16 protein-coding genes and 1 pseudogene are annotated in these 17,719 nt (G+C 68.6%); 11 read left to right on the top strand and 6 right to left on the bottom strand.

What is annotated here, in order from left to right; all coding sequences use genetic code 11:
* Nucleotides 1-3 precede the first annotated feature (3 nt).
* Nucleotides 4-1,194, top strand: a complete 1,191-nt coding sequence (locus ACWD5O_RS19565) for an MFS transporter (protein WP_387322006.1) — start codon at nucleotides 4-6, stop codon at nucleotides 1,192-1,194.
* A 111-nt stretch (nucleotides 1,195-1,305) separates the two neighbouring features.
* On the opposite strand, the gene ACWD5O_RS19560 is transcribed toward ACWD5O_RS19565, so the two are convergent.
* Both ACWD5O_RS19560 and ACWD5O_RS19555 read right to left on the bottom strand, forming a co-directional pair.
* Nucleotides 1,306-2,934 (bottom strand): isovaleryl-CoA dehydrogenase, encoded by a 1,629-nt coding sequence (locus ACWD5O_RS19560; protein WP_450086122.1) that lies wholly within the window; start codon nucleotides 2,932-2,934, stop codon nucleotides 1,306-1,308.
* Nucleotides 2,931-3,530: a TetR/AcrR family transcriptional regulator gene (locus tag ACWD5O_RS19555; RefSeq protein ID WP_450086121.1), complete on the bottom strand. Its 600-nt coding sequence runs from the start codon at nucleotides 3,528-3,530 to the stop codon at nucleotides 2,931-2,933. The genes ACWD5O_RS19560 and ACWD5O_RS19555 overlap by 4 nt, the downstream gene beginning before the upstream one ends.
* A gap of 230 nt (nucleotides 3,531-3,760) precedes the next feature.
* On the opposite strand from ACWD5O_RS19555, the gene ACWD5O_RS19550 reads away from it, so the two are divergent.
* On the top strand, nucleotides 3,761-5,713 hold the full coding sequence (locus ACWD5O_RS19550) for a beta-propeller domain-containing protein (RefSeq protein WP_450086120.1): 1,953 nt from the start codon (nucleotides 3,761-3,763) through the stop codon (nucleotides 5,711-5,713).
* Nucleotides 5,714-5,812: 99 nt separating this feature from the next.
* On the top strand, nucleotides 5,813-6,163 hold the full coding sequence (locus ACWD5O_RS19545; RefSeq protein ID WP_354967410.1) for a hypothetical protein: 351 nt from the start codon (nucleotides 5,813-5,815) through the stop codon (nucleotides 6,161-6,163).
* A 79-nt stretch (nucleotides 6,164-6,242) separates the two neighbouring features.
* Here ACWD5O_RS19545 and ACWD5O_RS19540 read toward each other — a convergent pair whose 3' ends face one another.
* Nucleotides 6,243-7,112 carry an NAD(P)-dependent oxidoreductase gene (locus ACWD5O_RS19540; protein WP_450086119.1) on the bottom strand — a complete coding sequence of 290 codons (870 nt, stop codon included), beginning with the start codon at nucleotides 7,110-7,112 and terminating at the stop codon, nucleotides 6,243-6,245.
* 167 nt (nucleotides 7,113-7,279) lie between these two features.
* Nucleotides 7,280-7,774 (bottom strand): hypothetical protein, encoded by a 495-nt coding sequence (locus ACWD5O_RS19535; RefSeq protein ID WP_387322016.1) that lies wholly within the window; start codon nucleotides 7,772-7,774, stop codon nucleotides 7,280-7,282.
* A gap of 611 nt (nucleotides 7,775-8,385) precedes the next feature.
* Here ACWD5O_RS19535 and ACWD5O_RS19530 point away from each other — a divergent pair.
* Nucleotides 8,386-9,363 (top strand): Fic family protein, encoded by a 978-nt coding sequence (locus tag ACWD5O_RS19530; protein ID WP_450086118.1) that lies wholly within the window; start codon nucleotides 8,386-8,388, stop codon nucleotides 9,361-9,363.
* Between the two features lie 39 nt (nucleotides 9,364-9,402).
* On the opposite strand, the gene ACWD5O_RS19525 is transcribed toward ACWD5O_RS19530, so the two are convergent.
* Complete coding sequence (locus tag ACWD5O_RS19525) at nucleotides 9,403-9,606, bottom strand: DUF397 domain-containing protein (RefSeq protein ID WP_450086117.1); 204 nt, start codon at nucleotides 9,604-9,606, stop codon at nucleotides 9,403-9,405.
* Nucleotides 9,599-9,913, bottom strand: coding sequence for a Scr1 family TA system antitoxin-like transcriptional regulator (locus ACWD5O_RS19520; protein ID WP_450086116.1), 315 nt, complete (start codon nucleotides 9,911-9,913; stop codon nucleotides 9,599-9,601). Before ACWD5O_RS19520 ends, ACWD5O_RS19525 begins: the two co-directional genes overlap by 8 nt.
* 133 nt (nucleotides 9,914-10,046) lie before the next feature.
* Here ACWD5O_RS19520 and ACWD5O_RS19515 point away from each other — a divergent pair, with 133 nt between their 5' ends.
* The 7 genes and pseudogenes from ACWD5O_RS19515 (at nucleotide 10,047) to ACWD5O_RS19485 (ending at nucleotide 17,702) form a co-directional block, all read left to right on the top strand.
* A complete protein-coding gene (locus tag ACWD5O_RS19515) occupies nucleotides 10,047-10,856 on the top strand; it encodes a low temperature requirement protein A (protein WP_450086115.1) in 810 nt (269 codons plus the stop codon).
* A 26-nt stretch (nucleotides 10,857-10,882) separates the two neighbouring features.
* Nucleotides 10,883-11,573 (top strand): annotated as a pseudogene (locus ACWD5O_RS19510) (IS6 family transposase).
* Between the two features lie 750 nt (nucleotides 11,574-12,323).
* Nucleotides 12,324-12,974 (top strand): DUF2291 family protein, encoded by a 651-nt coding sequence (locus ACWD5O_RS19505; protein ID WP_450086114.1) that lies wholly within the window; start codon nucleotides 12,324-12,326, stop codon nucleotides 12,972-12,974.
* A gap of 44 nt (nucleotides 12,975-13,018) precedes the next feature.
* Nucleotides 13,019-14,563, top strand: coding sequence for a sugar ABC transporter ATP-binding protein (locus ACWD5O_RS19500; protein WP_450086113.1), 1,545 nt, complete (start codon nucleotides 13,019-13,021; stop codon nucleotides 14,561-14,563).
* Nucleotides 14,560-15,681 carry an ABC transporter permease gene (locus ACWD5O_RS19495; protein ID WP_450004835.1) on the top strand — a complete coding sequence of 374 codons (1,122 nt, stop codon included), beginning with the start codon at nucleotides 14,560-14,562 and terminating at the stop codon, nucleotides 15,679-15,681. The genes ACWD5O_RS19500 and ACWD5O_RS19495 overlap by 4 nt, the downstream gene beginning before the upstream one ends.
* Nucleotides 15,682-15,746: 65 nt before the next feature.
* Nucleotides 15,747-16,721: a substrate-binding domain-containing protein gene (locus tag ACWD5O_RS19490; protein WP_450004834.1), complete on the top strand. Its 975-nt coding sequence runs from the start codon at nucleotides 15,747-15,749 to the stop codon at nucleotides 16,719-16,721.
* Between the two features lie 129 nt (nucleotides 16,722-16,850).
* Entirely contained in the window at nucleotides 16,851-17,702 is an 852-nt protein-coding gene (locus tag ACWD5O_RS19485; RefSeq protein ID WP_328414910.1) for a DeoR/GlpR family DNA-binding transcription regulator, read from the top strand.
* Nucleotides 17,703-17,719 lie beyond the last annotated feature (17 nt).

Below are 17,719 nucleotides of genomic sequence, written 5' to 3'. Positions count from 1 at the left end.
CGGGTGAGAGTCACCGCGCTCACCATCAGGTGGACGCCGTGGCGGTTCGTGACCGCCTTCGGTGTTGTCAGCCTGCTGTCGGACGTGGTGTACGAGGGCGCCCGGTCGGTCATCGGCCCCTACCTGGCCACCGTCGGCGCATCCGCGACCGTCGTCGGGCTGGTCACCGGCGCTGGCGAGGCGACCGCCCTGACCGGGCGGCTGGCCACCGGACCCCTCGCGGACCGGACCCGCGCCTACTGGCCGCTCGTCCTGGTCGGCTATGCCGTGACCATGGTCGCCGTGCCCGCTCTCGGGCTGACCACCGCACTGTGGCTGGCTGCGGCGCTGTTCGTCGCGGAGCGCGCCGGCAAGGCGATCCGCGGCCCGGCGAGAGATGTCATGCTCTCGCACGCCGCTGCGGCAGTCGGCCGCGGCAAGGGCTTCGCCGTCCATGAGGCGCTCGACCAGGCCGGCGGCGTGGCGGGGCCGCTGCTGGTCGCCGCCGTACTGGCCGCGACCGCTCACAACTACCGGCCCGCGTTCCTCGCCTTGGCCGTACCCGCTGTGGCGGCGATGCTCGTGCTGCTGTGGCTACGCGCCGGCGTGCCCGATCCGCGTCGCTTCGAACCGGAACCTCGACCCGGCGCGCCGCCCGCCCCGCCGGGCGGCCGGCTACCCCGCGTGTTCTGGACCTATCTGGCGTTCACGGCGGTGACCACGGCCGGCTACGCCACCTTCGGGGTGCTCAGCTTCCACCTCGCCACCCGGCACGTCGTACCCGTGGCGGTGGTCCCGGTCGTGTACGCCGCCGCGATGGGCGTCGACGCGCTCGCCGCGCTGGCCTCGGGGTGGCTGTACGACCGGGCCGGCGTCCGGGTACTGGCCGCCGTACCTGTGCTGACCGCCCTGATCCCGCTGGCGGCCTTCACGACCACCCCGGCGACCGCGGTCGCCGGGGTCCTGGCCTGGGGCGCCGTGCTCGGCATTCAGGAATCGACCATGCGTGCGACCATCGCCGACATCGTCCCCGCCGCTCGGCGGGGCACCGCCTACGGCATCTTCGCCGCCGGGTTGGGTGGGGCGACCCTGGTCGGTGGGCTGCTCACCGGCGCCCTCTACGACTACTCGATCACCGCGTTGATCATCACCGTGGCCGGCATCCAGGCCGTCGCCCTGGCCCTGTTCCTTGCCATCGTTCGACCGGCGACCTGACGTTGGGTACCGAGAGCCGGCGGCGGACGTCCGGCTGACCAGCCGGCACCCCGCCGCGTCTGGTGTGGCCGACACCGGTCCGGACGGTGGTGGCCACCGGGGAGGTTTCTGTCAGCTCACCTTCGGGGTGGCGCGGGAGATGATCGCGGCGAAGTCGACGCCGGTCGGCAGGGTGCCGTACGCCTGGCCGTGGTCGCCGCCGAGCCGGGACGCGCAGAAGGCGTCGGCGACGGCGGGGTGGCCGTGCCGCACCAGCAGGGAGCCCTGCAGCACCAGGGCGAGCCGTTCGACGACGCGCCGCGCCCGCAGTTCGAGGTCGTCGAGGTCGGACAGGTCGGCCCGCACCTGGCGGACCGCGGCGTCGAGCCGTGCGTCGGTGCCGGCAGCGGCGCTCAGCTCGGCCTGGAACGCCTCCATGACCTGGGGTTCCTTGACGAGAACGCGCAGGACGTCCAGTGCGGCGACGTTGCCGGAGCCCTCCCAGATCGAGTTCAGCGGCGACTCGCGGAACAGCCGCGGCATGCCCGACTCCTCGATGTAGCCGTTGCCGCCCAGGCATTCGAGGGCCTCTGCGGCGTGTGCCGGCCAGCGCTTGCAGACCCAGTACTTGCCGACGGCGAGGGCGAGCCGTTTGAACGCGGTCTCGCTGGCGTCGCCGCGCGCGGATCGGTCGGTCGCTCCGGCGAGGCGCATCATGAGGACGGTGGCGGCCTCGGACTCGACCGCGAGGTCGGCGAGCACGTTGCGCATCAGTGGCTGGTCGATGAGGTACCGGCCGAAGGTCTGCCGGTGGGTGGCGTGGTGGACGGCGGTGATCACGCCTTGGCGCATCCCGGCCGCCGCGCCGATCACGCAGTCGAGGCGGGTCAGGTTGACCATGTCGATGATCGTGCGCACGCCACGGCCCTCGTCTCCGAGACGCCAGGCGACCGCCTGCTCGTATTCGACCTCCGCCGAGGCGTTGGACCGGTTGCCGAGCTTGTCCTTCAAACGCATCAGCCGCATCGGGTTGCGGGTGCCGTCGGGAAGGACACGCGGGACGAGGAAGCAGGTGATTCCGTCCGGTGCCTGGGCGAGGGTGAGGAAGATGTCGCACATCGGCGCCGACGTGAACCACTTGTGCCCGACGAGCCGGTAGGTTCCGTCCGGCTCAGGGCGGGCGGTGGTGGTGTTGGCGCGCACGTCCGAGCCGCCCTGCTTCTCCGTCATCGACATGCCCGCCAGCAGCCCCTGCTTGGCCAGCGGCGGACGCAGCCCGAAGTCGTACGTCGTGGCAGCGAGCAGCGGCTCGTACCGCGCGGCCAGCTCCGGGTTGTGCCGCAGCGCCGGCACTGCCGCGTAGGTCATCGAGATCGGGCAGCCGTGGCCGGCGTCGGGCCGCCATGTGTAGAACTTGGCGGCCCGGGCCACGTGTGCGCCCGGTCGGGCATCCGCCCACGGTGCGGCGTGCAGGCCGTGCGTGACCGCGGTGCGCATCAGCTCGTGCCAGGCGGGATGGAACTCCACCTCGTCGATGCGATGGCCGTAGCGGTCGTGGGTGCGTAGGACCGGCGGATGCTCGTTGGCCAGCCGCCCGTACTCGCTGGCCTGCTCGGCGCCGCCCAGGCGGCCGAGCTCGTGCAGCTCGGCGGTGGCCCAGCCGGCGCCCTCCCGCTCGAGCCCGTCGAGCAGTGCCGGGTCGTCCGCGGCGTCGTAGCCGGCGAGCGGGGGAACCTGGTTGAAGACCTCGTGTGTCGTCACGGCGATACTCCCAGCGCGCGGTGGATGAAGGCGATCAGGGCGGGGATGGTCTCCGGGCCGGCGACCCCGGCGGCCAGCGGACTGACCATGGCCTCGGCCAGGGCACCGACCAGCGCGGTCGCGGTCAGCTCTGGATCTTGTGGAGGTAGTTCGCCGCTCGCCACACCGGCCGCGACGTACCCGGCGATCAGTTCGGCGTACGCGCGGCGGAAGACGAGCCGCTCGGCGTCGACCGCCGGGTCGACCGGCTCGGCGAGCAGGGCATACGCCAACCGTGGGGACTGCAGGGCGCGGCCGGAGAACGTCTCGACGACGGCGGCCATCTGCTCGGCGGCGGAGGTCTCCAGCGCTGCGGCGCGCGCGACCGCGTCCACCTCGCGCTGGGAGGCCGTGCGGAACACCTCGGCGAACAGGTCGGCCTTGGTCGGGAAGTGGCGGTAGACGCTGCCGGTCGCCACGCCGGCCCGCTCGGCGACGGCGGCGACCGAGCAGCCGGCGTACCCGTGCTCGGCCATGATTCCCAATGCCGCGGCGATGATCCGTTCCCGGGAGGCGCTCAGCCGAGCCTTCACCCGCTCGGTGCTTCGGTACGCCACGCAAGGATTGAACCATCATTCAATCCTTCGCGACAAGGTGCCGTGCCGGCCGGGCCGGCCTCGCCGGGCCCACGCGGTGGTGCGACCGACACTCGCACCCCCGGGTCAATTACTCGGCGTGAGGTCTGCATGCCGGGAACCCAGGCCGGGGCGACCACGTCGTAGGGGGCATGACGCGTAGCAGCGCCCACGTACCCCAGCCAACGGCCGCCACCGGCGTCCCCCGAGTCATGACTCCAGCTCGCATCATGGGGCTGGCCCTGGTCGCCGGCCTGGCGCTGGTCACCGGCTGTACGGCGGAGCCGGTCCCCGTGCCGCCACGGGACCGGCCGGCGCCGGCCGGCGGGTTCCGGCTCGTCGCGTTCGACTCCTGCCCGGAGGCGCTGCGGCAGCTGAAGACGGCTGCCAGGGCGTACGTCGGGCCCTGGGGGCTCAGGCCGAACGGGGACATGCGTACCTTCGGCGGCGTCGACCAGGCCGCCGGGCCCGCCACTGCGGGGCGGGCGGATGCGGCGCCCAAGAGCTACTCGGGCACCAACACCCACGAGGCCGGGGCTGATGAACCGGACCTGGTCAAGACCGACGGCAAGCGGATCGTCACCGTGCAGCACGGCACGCTGTACGGGGTCGACCCGACCACCCGCCGGCTGACCGGTGAGCTGGAGCTGGCACCGGGTGCCGATCAGTTCGGCGGGGCCGAAGACGACCTGCTGCTGCACGGTGACCGGGCGCTGGTGCTGCTCCGCGACGGGTGGGCCGGGATCGCGAAACCGGCCGTCCGCGGGGGAGGCGGGCGCGTCGCGGACGGCCCGACGCCGGACGGCATCGTCGGCCCCCGGCTGATCATGGTCGACCTGTCCGGCGAGCCGAAGATCATCGGCGAGTACCGGATCGACGGCAATCTGGTGGACGCCCGACAGGTCGGCACGACGGTCCGGGTCGTGGTCCGATCCGCGCCCCGGCTGAACTTCCCGTACCGGCAACGGGCCACCGATGAGCAGCGCACCGCCGCCAACCGCGAGATCATCGACAACGCGACCGCCGACGACTGGCTGCCCCGGTACGAGGTCACCTCCGGCGGGCGCACCAGCACCGGACGGGTCGGCTGCGAACGGGTGAGCCGGCCGGCCGCCTACTCCGGCGCGTCGCTCGTGACCGTGCTCAGCTTCGACCTCGGTGCGGCCACGCTCGGTGCCGGCGACCCGGTCACCGTGATCGCCGACGGCGACACCGTCTACAGCAACGGACCCCGGCTGTACGTCGCCAACGACCAGCGCTGGCGGGTGCTGCCGATGCTGACCGAACGGAACATCGCACCCGATCCCAAGGACGAGACCACCGAGATCTATCAGTTCGACGTCTCGGGCGCGGGTGCCCCGCGGTACGTTGCCGACGCGTCCGTACCGGGCTGGCTCATCAACCAGTACGCCATGTCCGAGTGGGACGGTCACCTGCGAGTGGCCACCACCAGTGGCCGTACCTGGGGCAACAAGCCGAACTCGACGTCCAGCGTGTACGTCCTGCGCGCCGACGGCACGGCGTTGACCCAGGTTGGCAAGGTCACCGGGCTGGGCAAGGGGGAGCGGATATACGCGGTACGGTTCGTCGGCGGCACCGGGTACGTCGTCACCTTCCGGCGGACCGACCCGCTCTACACCGTCGATCTGCGTGATCCGGGGGCGCCGAAGGTGAGCGGCGAACTGAAGATCAACGGGTATTCGGCGTACCTGCACCCGGCCGGCGAAGGACGGCTGCTCGGCGTCGGGCAGGAGGCGTCCGACCAGGGCCGTGTCCAGGGCACCCAGCTCTCACTTTTCGACGTCGGCGATCCGGCCAAGCCGACCCGGATCGCCCAGTATCACGTCAAGCAGGGGCACTCCGAGGCGGAATTCGACCCGCATGCCTTCCTCTACTGGCCGGCCGAACGCCTGGTCGTGGCCCCACTGACCGTCTACGGCAAGGGCATGCCGAGCAACGTCGCCGTGGCTCTGCGGGTCGACGACGGCGGCTTCACCGAGATCGGCAGGATCGACCACACAGTGGGCACCGAGCGTACCGATGGGTTCACGCCGATCCGCCGGTCACTGGTGATCGACGGAGTGCTCTGGACCGTCTCCGCCGCTGGCCTCAAGGCGACCAGCCTCTCCACGATGAAGACCCTCGACTGGCTGCGTACGACGTGAACGGGACGGTGGTGTGGGCCGGCCGCGCATTGCCCTGGCGTCCGCTCGACTACGAGTGATCAGGCCCGTGGTGATCAGGCGGCGGGTACCGTGAACGCCGTGGAGGATCTCGGCGCGAAGGTCTCGTACCTTGCGCTCGCCGTCGGCACCCGGGTCTACGACGTCGACTCGGCACCCGTCGGCGTGGTCGAGCACGTGCTCACCGACGAACGCTCCGACATCTTCCACGGCGTGATCGTGGCCCCGCCGAAGCCGTACGGTTCCCACCGCTTCGCCCACCGGGAGCAGATCGCCGACCTGTACGAGCGGGGGGTCGTGCTGTCGGTGCCCGGTGGCGAGATGCACGAGCCGGGCGAGGACACGCCGGCCAGAGAGGTCGAGGGCGCGGGTGACGACCCGGTGCAGGTGGGCCTCCGCCGCGCCTGGGAGTGGCTGAGTCGACCACGCTGAACCTGGCGGCTCGATCTGGCATTGCCTGCTGCCCCGCGAGTTCAACGGTCACCGGACGGGCCTGCCGCACGGCCAGGTCTCAGGCTGATCGGGCAGCGTCGGTGATGTGCGCGATCACGGCCGAGTAGTCCCGGTCGCCAAGGCCGGCCTCCTGGGCTGACGCGACCCACTGCCGCGCGGCCGCCGCGACCGGCATTTCGACTCCTGCCGACTCGGCGGCCGACACGACCAGGTTGGCGTCCTTACGGGCGAGTGACAGCGCGAACCGGAGTGGAAACTGGTCGGACTCGATTGCCGGTCGTCGCCGATCCGCTTGCGAGCCGACGGGGGTCGCGGACAAGACCTCGAACGCCGTGTCACGCGGCAGTCCAAGCCCATCGGCGAGGGCGAGCGCCTCACCGAGAACAGCGAGCACTCCGAAGAGCGTCGAATTGGCGACCAGTTTGGCCGCAGCGCCGGCACCGAGCGGCCCGACATGTATCGGCGAGCCAAGCGCGCCCAACACGGGCATCCACCGTTGGGCGAGCGGCTCCGGCCCACCGACGAAGATCCGCAGTGAACCCGACTCGGCCTCCGAGACGCTGCCCAGCACCGGCGCATCGAGCAGGCCAACGCCATCCGGCAGCATCGCGGCCAACCGTCGCACCGCGGACGGCCCGACCGTGGACATCTCAGCGAGCGTCGTCGACGCGGTAGCACCGGCGAGGATGCCCTGCGGGCCCTCGGCCACCTCTTGCAGCGCGGCCGGGTCGGACAGCATGGTGATGACCAAATCGGCCCGGCGGGCAGCTTGTTCCGGACTGTCGGCAGCGACCGCGCCACGCGCCACAAGATCGCTGGTCCTCTGCGGCGTGCGGTTCCAGACAACGAGGTCATGGCCGGCATCGAGCAGCCGGCCCGCCATCCGGCTACCCATCTCACCCAGACCGATCACAGCGACCGTGGCCATGGCGCCATCCTGCCAATTCCCCCAGGGCAATGCCGCACAAAGCGCCGACTCGTCTACATTCGATCATCAGCTCCGTGGCCCTGAGGCGCCGCAGCCCGGCCGAGGTCGAAACTGCCTCGACCGGGCGCAGGGTGCCTGGCCGCTGCGGTGTCCCTGCCTGGGCCGCTTCAGCCGAGGGGGCTGAAGCTGCGGCCGTCGAGGACGTTGATGAGATCGTCGTCGCGGGTCACCTCGTAGCCGCGCTGGCGCAAGTCGGCCACCAGCTCGGCTTCGTGGTCGAGCGGGATCTCGAGGATGTCGCCGTTGAGGGCCGTGAACTCGCGTCCTCCGAACCGGGCCTGCAGGTCCTGCGGTAGCAGCTCGAACGCCCGCTCCGTGACCATCGGGGGCCAGTCTCCCTCCGCAACCGCACCAACTTCGTTGATGCTGAAGGGCTTGTCGTCGGCGAACCCGTCCTCGGGGTCGTGGTACTCCGGGCCCGCGGGGTTCCACAGGTGGGTGGTCTGAACCTGCCGGGCTTCGCCCCAGGTGCGGGCGGAGGCCAGCGCCTTGATCTCCTCGGCCTCCGCGGGGGCAGTGTCGGCGTCGGCGAAGGCGAGGCAGTCGTGCATCTGTGCGTGGCCGTACACCAGGCGCCGGGGGTTCGGGTGGTGCGTCGTCATGGCGCACATCGTGCCGCAGGGGTACGACATTCAAGATCAAGGGGGTCAGGGCCCAGCCTGAAGATCGAATGGGTAGAGCGTCGGCGCCTGCGGCGGTGACGATTCCGCCGCTTGACCGGTGCCCGTTCCCCTCCGAAGCGGATCCAGGTGGTCCCGTCACCCCGTCTAAAGTCTCAGTCGTGGAGCGAGCCCACTGGATCCTCAGATCATCGGGCTCCGGCTGGACCTGGCCAACCTCCACGAGATGGCCGGCGCCTACCGCGAGGCCCTGGCCGAGTTCATCGCGTTGACCCGAGACCTTGAGCAACCGGGCGGCGACCGCGAGCTGGCACGACACTGCCGCCGGCAGATTGCTGTCTGCAAGGCAGAGCTGGGTCAGTCTGCGAGAACTTGAATCGATGACCTTGGCGAAGTGGGTGGGGGAAAGGTCCACTCCTGCTGCGCGCCTTCGCTCACCGACTCGCAGAACTTGATAAGTTTAATTAGCCGCCGAAATCCTATGACAAGTTTCGTTCATCGATATCGGAACGGCGGATAGCTGAGAAGAGGTGTGCGTGGTCGGTAGAGGGCGTCCAAGCCGGTCCACCGTCTACCTGCGTCTCGATCAGGCGTTGGGCGAACTGAACCAGCGTCTCGGTGGCCTCCCGAGCCCGAAGGAGGCCCAGACGATCTGGGAAGACATCTGGCACCAGGAGGCCCACCACTCCACCGCACTGGAGGGCAACACGCTCGTGCTGCGTGAGGTGCAGGCGCTGCTCGAACGGGGCCGGGCCGTCGGGTCGAAGCCGCTGAGGGAGTACAACGAGGTCCGCGGCTATGCGGACGCCGCCCGTTGGGTCTACAGCCAGGCGCTCGAACCCGACGGATGGCACGATGGTCGCCTGGTCAGCGTCACAGAGGTCCGCCAGGTCCATCACACCGCCATGACTCCCGTCTGGGACGTTGAACCTCACCCCGAGGCTACCGGCAGCGAAGGGCCGGGAAGCTTCAGGCAGCACGATATCCATCCGTTCTCCGCCGGGATGGCCCCGCCAGCATGGCCCCTGGTGCCGGCGCAGGTCGACCAATGGGTCGAGGACGCCTGCACGACCGGGGAGCGTCTCGCGGCCGGCGGTCCGCTGCATCGGCCGTTGCCGGAGGAACTCGCCCGGCTGCACAACGACTTCGAGCGGGCGCACCCCTTCATCGACGGAAACGGGCGTGCGGGGCGGCTGCTGCTCAACCTGATCCTCGTACGCCTCGGCTACCCGCCCGTGATCATCTTCAAGCGCCAGCGTGACGCCTACCTCGCCGCGATGCAGAGGGCAGACGTCGGAGACTACGGTGCGCTGGGAGAACTCATCGCTCGTGCCATGTATGACAACCTGAACCGCTTCATCGTGCCGAACGTCGCCGGCCCTGCCCGCCTCGTGCCGCTCGCGGCCCTGGTGACAACGAAGTTCAGCCTTCCGGCGTTGCGACAGGCTGCGCAGCGCGGGCGTCTGGACGCAGTACAGGGGTCGGACGGCATCTGGCGAAGTTCCCGCAAGGCGGTCGAGGCGTACCGGGCGACGAGGAATCAGAAGCGGCACCGCTCCGAGGGAACCTGACCCAGTTGCCTCGCGTCGCTCCGACAGCGACCGCCGGGATCAGTCAACAAGTCCTCCTCCGCGGACAGCGGCAAGAAATGCAGACCAGGTCTGTGGGGCGAAGGTCAGGGCGGGCCCGGTGGTGTCCTTGGAGTCGCGTACGGCGACAAGGCCGGGGAGGTTGTCGGCGACCTCGACGCAGTCGCCGCCGTTGCCGCCGCGGCGGGTGCTCTTGCGCCAGATGGCGCCGGTCAGGTCAGTCATGCTGCAGCTCCCCGACGATCCTCTTGATCATGTCTCTGGATTCTCCGTCGCTGAGCGCCAAGGCTGCTATGCCCTTCCAGGCGTCCTCGTAGGCGCGCAGCTCGTCGGGCTTGTCGAGGTACAGCGCTCCGATGAGCGACTCGCGGTAGACGACGGAAGGTTCGGGTGCCGCGGGACCGCCCTTAGTGGCGGGGAAGTCGAGACCACGAAGGATCCGGCGACCGCCCCCCGGCGGCGGTCCGGCAGACAGCGGAAGGACTCGGACGGACACGTTTGCCAGATCGCCCACTTCGAGTAGGCGCCCCATGGGCGGGTGGGGCGATCATCGGAGCCGGCGCAGGCCGGGGGCATCCTGCGCGGCGAGGAGGATGCCCGCCAGGCCAGCTTCCTGGAGCTGTTCTTCGACCTGGTGCTGGTCTTCGCCCTGGGTCGTCAGCTGGATGGTGCCGGACCTTCTCTCCGACAACGTGGGCTCGCGCTGGCTGTCGCTGCTGTACCCGGTCCTTCTGGCCCTGCCGCTGCTCTGGCTGTGGACGGCTACCGCGTACATAACCAGCCGGTTCGACATATGCAACCGCTGGATTCAGCTACTGGTCCTGGTCAGCGCGTTCGGCCTGCTGATCATGTCGACGTCCCTGCCGTACCAGTTCGAGGCACGCGGCGCCTCCTTCGCCGTTGTGTACGTGTTGCTGCACATCGGACGCCCCTTGCTGCTCCGGCCGCTGTTACGGGAGCACGAGAACGTGCGGGCGCTCTACACCCGCCTGGCCATCTGGGCGAGCGTCACCGGCGTGATCTGGCTCGCCGGAGCGGTGATGCAGGGATCCAATCGAATCGTGCTGTGGTTGATCGCCATCACCGTCGACATGATCGTGGCGCGGTTCAACTGGCCGATACCCGGCTTGCGCCGAACAACGACCAGCGCGTGGGCGATGGCCAGCAGCCGACACCTCCCCGAGCGCTACGGGCAACTGTTGCTGATCGCGCTCGGCGAGACGGTGGTGTCGATAGGCCTCACCTACGCCAACCACCCCGCCACGGTCGCTGCAACGGCGGCCCTGGTGATCACATTCTTCTCGTCCGTGCTGATGTGGCGGATCTACTTCTATCGCGCCGGCCAGGTGTTGGCCGAGGCCGTCGCAGTGTCGTCGAACCGGGTGGTTGCCGGCCGGACGGTTGGCGCGGCCCATGTGCTCATGGGGCTCCGTTGCGTTGAGCGTCGCCAAGATCGAGGCAAACTTGAGCAGTGAAGTCATCGACCTGGCCTGGCTCGTGGCTGCCTCCGAAGTCGGCGTTCGCCGGGTTTCGGTTCCCGCCGGAGGTGATCGTGGTCGCGGTGCGCTGGTATCTGCGGTTCAACCTGTCCTATCGGGATGTTGAGGAGTTGCTGGTTGAACGTGGCGTGGAGGTCGATCACGTCACCGTCTACCGGTGGGTGCAGCGGTTCACGCCGCTGCTGGCCGACGCCGCCCGATTCTGCCGCCACTCGCCGGGCGACAGGTGGTTCGTTGATGAGACGTACGTCAAGGTCAACGGGATGTGGCGGTACGTGTACCGGGCGGTCGACCAGGACGGGCAGGTCATCGACGTGCTCGTCTCGACCCGCCGGGACGCCGGTGCAGCCCGGCGGTTCTTCCGACGAGCGCTGTCGACGCTGAAGGTGACGCCCAACGAGGTGGTCACGGATGCCGCGCCGGTCTACCCCAGGCGTGCTCGACGAGCTGATCCCGTCCGCGTGGCACCGCGTTCAACGGTACGCGAACAATCCGATCGAAGCCGATCACAGCCGGTTGAAACACCGTTTGAGACCGATGCGCGGGCTACGAACGGACAAGACGGCGCAGGTGATCATCGCTGGACACGCATTCCTGCAGAACCTCCGACGCGGCCACTACGAACTCGCCATCGACACGCCGCCGACCACGCAGGTCGCCGCTGCGTTCACCGAACTCGCCCAAGCGATCTGACCGCGGACCCGACCCGGGTTCAACACGTCCGCCCATCCGATAACGCAACGGCGCCGTCAGCGGTACTGCGCGACTGACAGGAATCCGGGGTGTCCGGCTGGCAGGGGTCACACCCCCGCTTATGTCGTGCACCTCGTGGGACCTCGACCAGCAGCGTCGCGCGACGCGTACGGATGGCCGCCATTGCCTTGGCCAGGACCGCAGCGGATCTTCGTCCTCACCGACATCTGGCAGCGACGGCAGCGAATTTGGTGGGTCTGGTGGCGGCAGTCCGCGCCGCTCAGCGCGGGAACGGTGCCACACCAAGCTCACAAGGTCGTTGGTGCGCTCGTAGGGGAGGCGGCCCAGACGAGGGTAGGCGCCGTCGTTGACCGTCTTGCCGTCGCCGTCTAGGGGAGGGTGCCGCGAGGCGACGGGCAACCCGCGATACCCCGAACGCAGTCGGCGCTTCCGCCCAGCCGGCAACCCGCCCCCTGTGCAACTTGGCCTGGTCGAGTCACAGGTCTCCCTGAGGCGGCTGCCGGACCCGGCCACCCCGTCAGGATTGGGGCGAGGTCAGGTTCCATATCAAACGGGCAAAATCTACCGCCGAAAGACCGGGCAGGCGTCCGGCAGGTGTCCCCGAGAAATCCTGGCTTAACACTTGTGCTCCAAGAGTTCACATCCTAGGCTGCGAACATCACAGATCTTCTTGGGCGTTTCCCCACACGCTCGCCGCCCCTGTGGCGACCCCCGATTTGAGGTGACTGTATGAGTTCCGAGAACGGACATCGGTCGAGATCGATGAAAAGGCTCGTGGGTCTCGCCGTCATTGCTGCCCTCCTGGTTGCGGCGGCGCTCGACACCAAGTTCCTCTCGCCCCAGCAGGCGGCGGAGCTGAACCCGGCACCGTTCAATGTGGAAAGCTACGCTGCGAAAGCATTTCCCGAGGTCGCGGGCGCAATCAAGGAGAAGGCAACGGACCTCGAGGTGCTGGCGCCGGCCGTCGAAGCGGACCCTGCGGCCGCCGGCAAGCAGTACGGCCAGGACCTGGGCAGTGGTTCCTACGCCATTCCGGTCAAGGTGACCGGCACGGTGGACCAGGTCGATGAGAACTTCATGCAGCTGAAGGTCTCCGGCGTGCCGGACAGTACCGCGGTTCGCGTCCCGGTGGGGCCGGCCCTCAGTGGAACGCCGGTCCGGGACGCCACTGGAACCATCAAGTTTGGTGATTTCGCAGGCCAGAGTGATTACCAGTCGGTGGCCAACCAGTTCAAGCTCCGGATGCAGCAGGACGTGCTCGCCAAGATCGACCCGGCGTCGCTGAAGGGCAAGCGAGTGACGGTCTACGGAGCCTGGTCGACGGGGGGACCGCCGAAATCCTTCGTCATCCAGCCGGTCGAAATCGAGGCGCGGTCGTGATCGCGCCCAGCGCGTCCTCGGTACCCGGTGACGCGTCTCCCGGCATGGACGACGACGTGGTGCTGCGCGCGGTCGACATCACCAAGACATACGGTGTCACCCGAGCGCTGAAGGGCGTCAACTTCGAGGTGCGACGTGGGAAAGTCACCGTTCTGTTTGGTGAAAACGGCGCCGGCAAGTCCACGCTGATGAAGATCCTCTCCGGCGTCGAGCGGCCGACGAGCGGCCACCTCGAACTCGACGGCAAGGTTGTCGACCTGCGGTCGACCACCCAGGCGGTCGACCGCGGCATCTCGATCATCCACCAGGAGCTCAACCTCTGTCCGAACCTGAACGTCCGGGACAACATCTTCGTCGGGCGCGAGCTGCGCTCGCGCGGTGGTGGCGTGGCCTACGCGCGCGAGGGGGAGATCACCCGAGAGCTCATGGCGAGGCTGGAGGAGGACATCGCACCCACCACCCTGGTGGCTGACTTGCGCCTCGGCCAGCAACAGGTGGTGGAGATCGCACGGGCCCTCGCCACCAACGCTCGAATCCTGATCATGGATGAGCCGACATCAGCGTTGAGCGCGGCCGAGGTCATGGTCCTGTTCAAGGTCATTCGCGAGCTGAAGTCCCAGGGCGTGGCGATCGTCTACATCTCCCACCACCTTGAGGAGGCGATCGAGATCGCCGACCACGCGGTGGTCTTCCGCGACGGGGCGCTGGTCGCCAAGAAGGACGCGGCCGACATCGACCTGCCCTGGGTGGTGTCCAAGATGGTCGGGCGCGCCGCCGAGTACGACTTCACCGGCGAGCCGCGCGGCCACGGGGAGGTCGCCCTTTCCATCGAGAACGTCCGGGTACCCGATCCGGACGCCAGCGGTCGGCTGGCAGTCAACGACGTCTCGTTGCAGGTGCGCGCCGGAGAGATCGTGTGCCTCTACGGTCTGATGGGCGCAGGCCGTACCGAATTGTTGGAAGCGCTTGCCGGGCGGCAGCCCATCGCGGCCGGCCGGGCGCTCCTGGAAGGCCGGGATCTGCGTCGACTCTCGATCGAGGAGCGGATCTCCAGCGGCATTGGGCTCGTCCCCGAGGATCGCCAGCGCGACGGTCTCGTCCAGCTCATGTCCGTCGGGGCGAACATGTCGCTGTCCAGCCTGCTGTCCATGGTCAAACGCACGTTTGTCTCCCGCCGCAGGGAGAACGCCGACGTCCAGACCATGATCAAGGAGGTGCGGGTGAAGACCGCCGGACCGGGTGCCCCGCTCACCTCCCTCAGCGGCGGCAACCAGCAGAAGGTCGTCATCGGCAAGATGCTGATGACCCGGCCCAAGGTCCTGCTGCTCGACGAGCCCACCCGCGGCATCGACGTCGGAGCGAAGGGCGAGATCTTCGCCCTGCTGTTCCACGAGGCGCGCAAGGGTCTCGCCGTGCTGTACGCGACGTCCGAGATCAGCGAGGCGCTGACCGCCTCGCATCGGCTGGTCGTCATGTCGAAGGGCCGCATCGTGCGGGAGTTCGACCCGGGCACCGCCACTCGAGAGGAAGTCATGGCCGCCTCCGGCGAGCCCGAGCCTGAGGCCCTACACATCGGAGCATCGGAATGAGCGACACACAGGCCGCCACCGGCCCTCGGATCCTCGGCCGTCGGGTGAACCTCAACAAGCTGCTCGTCGAGGGACGGGCCCTGGTAGCGCTGGCGATCATCATCATCGTCTTCTCGTCGCTGTCGTCAAACTTCCTGCAGCCGGACAACCTCATCCTGATGACCCGGCACGTCGCCATGAACGCGATCTTGGCCATCGGCATGCTGATGGTGATCCTCAACGGCGGCATCGACCTCTCGGTCGGCTCCACCGTCGGCCTGTCCGGCGTGATGGCCGGCTATCTGCTGCAGGGCTCCAACGTTCCCTTCTCGGACCTGGTCGCCTACCCGTCGGTGTGGGTGGTGATCCTGGTCTCGCTGGCGGTGGGGGCCCTGGTCGGCTATGTCAACGGGCTGCTGGTCGCCCGGCTGAACGTCGCGCCGTTCATCGCCACCCTCGGCATGCTCTATGTCGCCCGTGGCATCGCGCTGCTGATCACCAACGGGGAGACCTTCACCAAGCTGCGCGGTGAGGAGACCCTGGGAAACAGAGGCTTCATCCCGGTCCTCGCCGGCACCCCGCTCGGCATTCCCATGCCGGTGTGGCTGATGGTCGTCTTCGCCATCGTGTTCTCCCTGGTGCTCAACCGCACCGCGTTCGGCCGGTGGCTCTACGCCACCGGTGGCAACGAGCGAGCGGCGGAACTGTCCGGCGTACCGGTGCGGCGGGTCAAGGTCCTCATCTACGTCATCTCCGGCTTCTGCGCCGGCACCGTCGGTCTGCTGCTCGCCGCCGACCTGCCGGCAGCCACCCCGCGGGGCGGCGAATTCTACGAGCTCAATGCAATCGCAGCGGTGGTCATCGGCGGCGCCGCCCTCTCCGGTGGCCGAGGCACGATCCGGGGAACACTCATCGGCGCTTTCGTCATCGGCTTCCTCGTCGACGGTCTCGTCCTGGTCGGGGTGTCCGTCTTCTGGCAGCAGGTGATCAAGGGGGCGGTCATCATCCTCGCCGTCGCTGTCGACCAGATCCAGCAGATGCTGCAGAAGCGCCGCGACCTCAAGCGCGCCGCCGCCCCGAACCCGCCGGCCGACCCTACGTCCACTGCCGGCGACCCGGCACTGGCCGGTGCCCGGTGACGTCGTTCCACCCGTTCACAGTCGTCCATCCCCCATCCCCCGTCCCTCGAAAAAGAAGGTGTTCGATGAAGCGCAGACTCGCCCTGCTCGCCCTGCCGATGGCGGTGGTTTTCGGCGTCGCCGCTTGTGGCGGCTCCGGCTCCGGCTCCGGCTCCAGCGGCGACAAGGCAGGCGGAACTATCGCCGTCATCACGGTCGACCCCTCCAACCCGTACTGGAAGGCCGAGGTCGACACTGCGGTCGCCGAGGCCAAGAAGCTCGGGTACGACACCACGGTCGACGCCCACAACAACGACCCCGACAAGCAGAACCAGTTCATCGACGGGGCCATCTCGAAGAAGGTCAAGGCGATCATCCTCGACCCGGCCGGCGCCAAGGAGAGCGTCGGGGCGGTGCGGAAGGCCACTGACGCCGGTATCCCGGTGTTCCTGGTCAACGCCGAGATCGCCGAGCAGGGCATCGCGAAGTCCCAGATCGTGTCTAACAACGCTCAGGGCGCCACCGTAGGTGCTCAGGAGTGGGCCAAGGCCATGGGCGGCAAGGGCAAGTACGTCGAGCTCTTCGGCAACCCGACCGACAACAACGCCAAGGTCCGCTCCGACGGTTACGCCGAGGTGCTGGCCCAGTACCCGGACCTGAAGTCGGTGCAGCGGGAGACCGCGAACTGGGACCGGGCGGAGGGCAAGCAGAAGATGGAGGTCATGCTCCGGGCGCACCCCGACATCACCGGCGTGGTGGCCGGCAATGATGAGATGGCCCTCGGCGCGATCCAGGCACTCAAGGATGCCGGCAAGCTGTCGAAGATCAAGGTTCTCGGGTTCGACGGCAACCAGGACGCGGTCAACGCCGTCAAGGCGGGGGAGATGGTGGCCACCGTGCTGCAGCCCATCGTCCAGGGCACCACGCTCGCGGTGCAGCAGGCCGACCAGTTCCTCAAGAACGGCAAGACCGGTGCGGCCCAGGAGAAGCAGGCACTGGACTGCGTGCTTGTCATCAAGGACAACGCGGACAAGCTGAACAACTTCGTCGTCGCCGGCTGATCCGGCGGTCCGACGGGCCCTTCCGACGACGCGTCGACGGGTCGGTCGTGGGCCCCGGCAGATGACCTCCATCAAGATGGAGCTTGTCGAAGCGGCACACGGCGAATTGCCGGTGCACGCTGCCAGCCCATGACCGACCCCCGGCCCTGCAAGGGACACCACATGAACAACGCCCGGTCCAACGCCCAGGGAACAGTCCGTCAGCGCGAGCGCAAGACGGAGACGCGGCAACGGCAGATTGCCGAGCGCGTGGCCGCGGAGGGTTCCTGCTCTCCACAGGAACTCGCCAGCGCGTTCAACGTGAGCATCATGACCATCCACCGCGACCTCGAACAACTGGAACGACGTGGGATCGTGCGCCGCTTCCACGGCGGGGTGACCGCACAGCCGTCCGGGGTCTTCGAGTCCCAGATGTCGTACCGGATGATGTCCAGGACCGAGGAGAAGAGTGCCATCGCCGCAGCGGCGATGCGCCACGTCGACGCAGGCATGTCGGTGCTTCTCGACGACTCGACCACGGTCATGCACATGATCGAAGGCTTGGGCGAGCGGGCGCCCCTGCACGTTGCGACGACCTTCCTGGAAGGCCTGCGCCGGCTCAGCCAGCTCGCCACCGAGACGGACCTGACCGTCATCGGCCTGGGTGGGGTCTACGACGTACCGCACGACTCCTTTGTGGGACTGCAGACCATCGAACAGATCGCCGGCCTGCAGGCCGACGCTCTGTTCCTGTCGACCTCGGCGATCTCGCTGACCGACGCCTTCCACCAGGAGGAGCGCATCGTGGCCCTCAAACGGGCCATGGTGCAGGCCGCGACCCGGCGGTACCTCCTGGTCGACCACAGCAAGCTCGGCCGGGTCGCCCTGCACAAAATCGTGCCGCTCGACGTGTTCGACCTCGTCATCACCGACGCGGGAGCGGATCCGAAGGTGCTGGCCGCGTGGGACGCGGCGGGCATCCGGTACGAGGTGGCCTCATGACGGTCCACCAGTACCGC

The sequence above is a fragment of the Micromonospora sp. NPDC005161 genome, from assembly GCF_053599855.1.
Note: the sequence above shows the minus strand (reverse complement) of the source record. Positions and strands in the feature narration are given on the sequence as shown.

Excerpts from the sequence above, each read along its gene's own strand:
- ACWD5O_RS19500 (WP_450086113.1), top strand. The coding sequence starts at position 13,019 with ATGGACGACGACGTGGTGCTGCGCGCGGTCGACATCACCAAGACATAC.
- ACWD5O_RS19520 (WP_450086116.1), bottom strand. The coding sequence starts at position 9,913 with ATGGGGCGCCTACTCGAAGTGGGCGATCTGGCAAACGTGTCCGTCCGA.
- ACWD5O_RS19550 (WP_450086120.1), top strand. The coding sequence starts at position 3,761 with ATGACTCCAGCTCGCATCATGGGGCTGGCCCTGGTCGCCGGCCTGGCG.
- ACWD5O_RS19535 (WP_387322016.1), bottom strand. The coding sequence starts at position 7,774 with ATGACGACGCACCACCCGAACCCCCGGCGCCTGGTGTACGGCCACGCA.
- ACWD5O_RS19495 (WP_450004835.1), top strand. The coding sequence starts at position 14,560 with ATGAGCGACACACAGGCCGCCACCGGCCCTCGGATCCTCGGCCGTCGG.
- ACWD5O_RS19540 (WP_450086119.1), bottom strand. The coding sequence starts at position 7,112 with ATGGCCACGGTCGCTGTGATCGGTCTGGGTGAGATGGGTAGCCGGATG.
- ACWD5O_RS19490 (WP_450004834.1), top strand. The coding sequence starts at position 15,747 with ATGAAGCGCAGACTCGCCCTGCTCGCCCTGCCGATGGCGGTGGTTTTC.
- ACWD5O_RS19485 (WP_328414910.1), top strand. The coding sequence starts at position 16,851 with ATGACCGACCCCCGGCCCTGCAAGGGACACCACATGAACAACGCCCGG.
- ACWD5O_RS19525 (WP_450086117.1), bottom strand. The coding sequence starts at position 9,606 with ATGACTGACCTGACCGGCGCCATCTGGCGCAAGAGCACCCGCCGCGGC.
- ACWD5O_RS19515 (WP_450086115.1), top strand. The coding sequence starts at position 10,047 with ATGGTGCCGGACCTTCTCTCCGACAACGTGGGCTCGCGCTGGCTGTCG.
- ACWD5O_RS19505 (WP_450086114.1), top strand. The coding sequence starts at position 12,324 with ATGAGTTCCGAGAACGGACATCGGTCGAGATCGATGAAAAGGCTCGTG.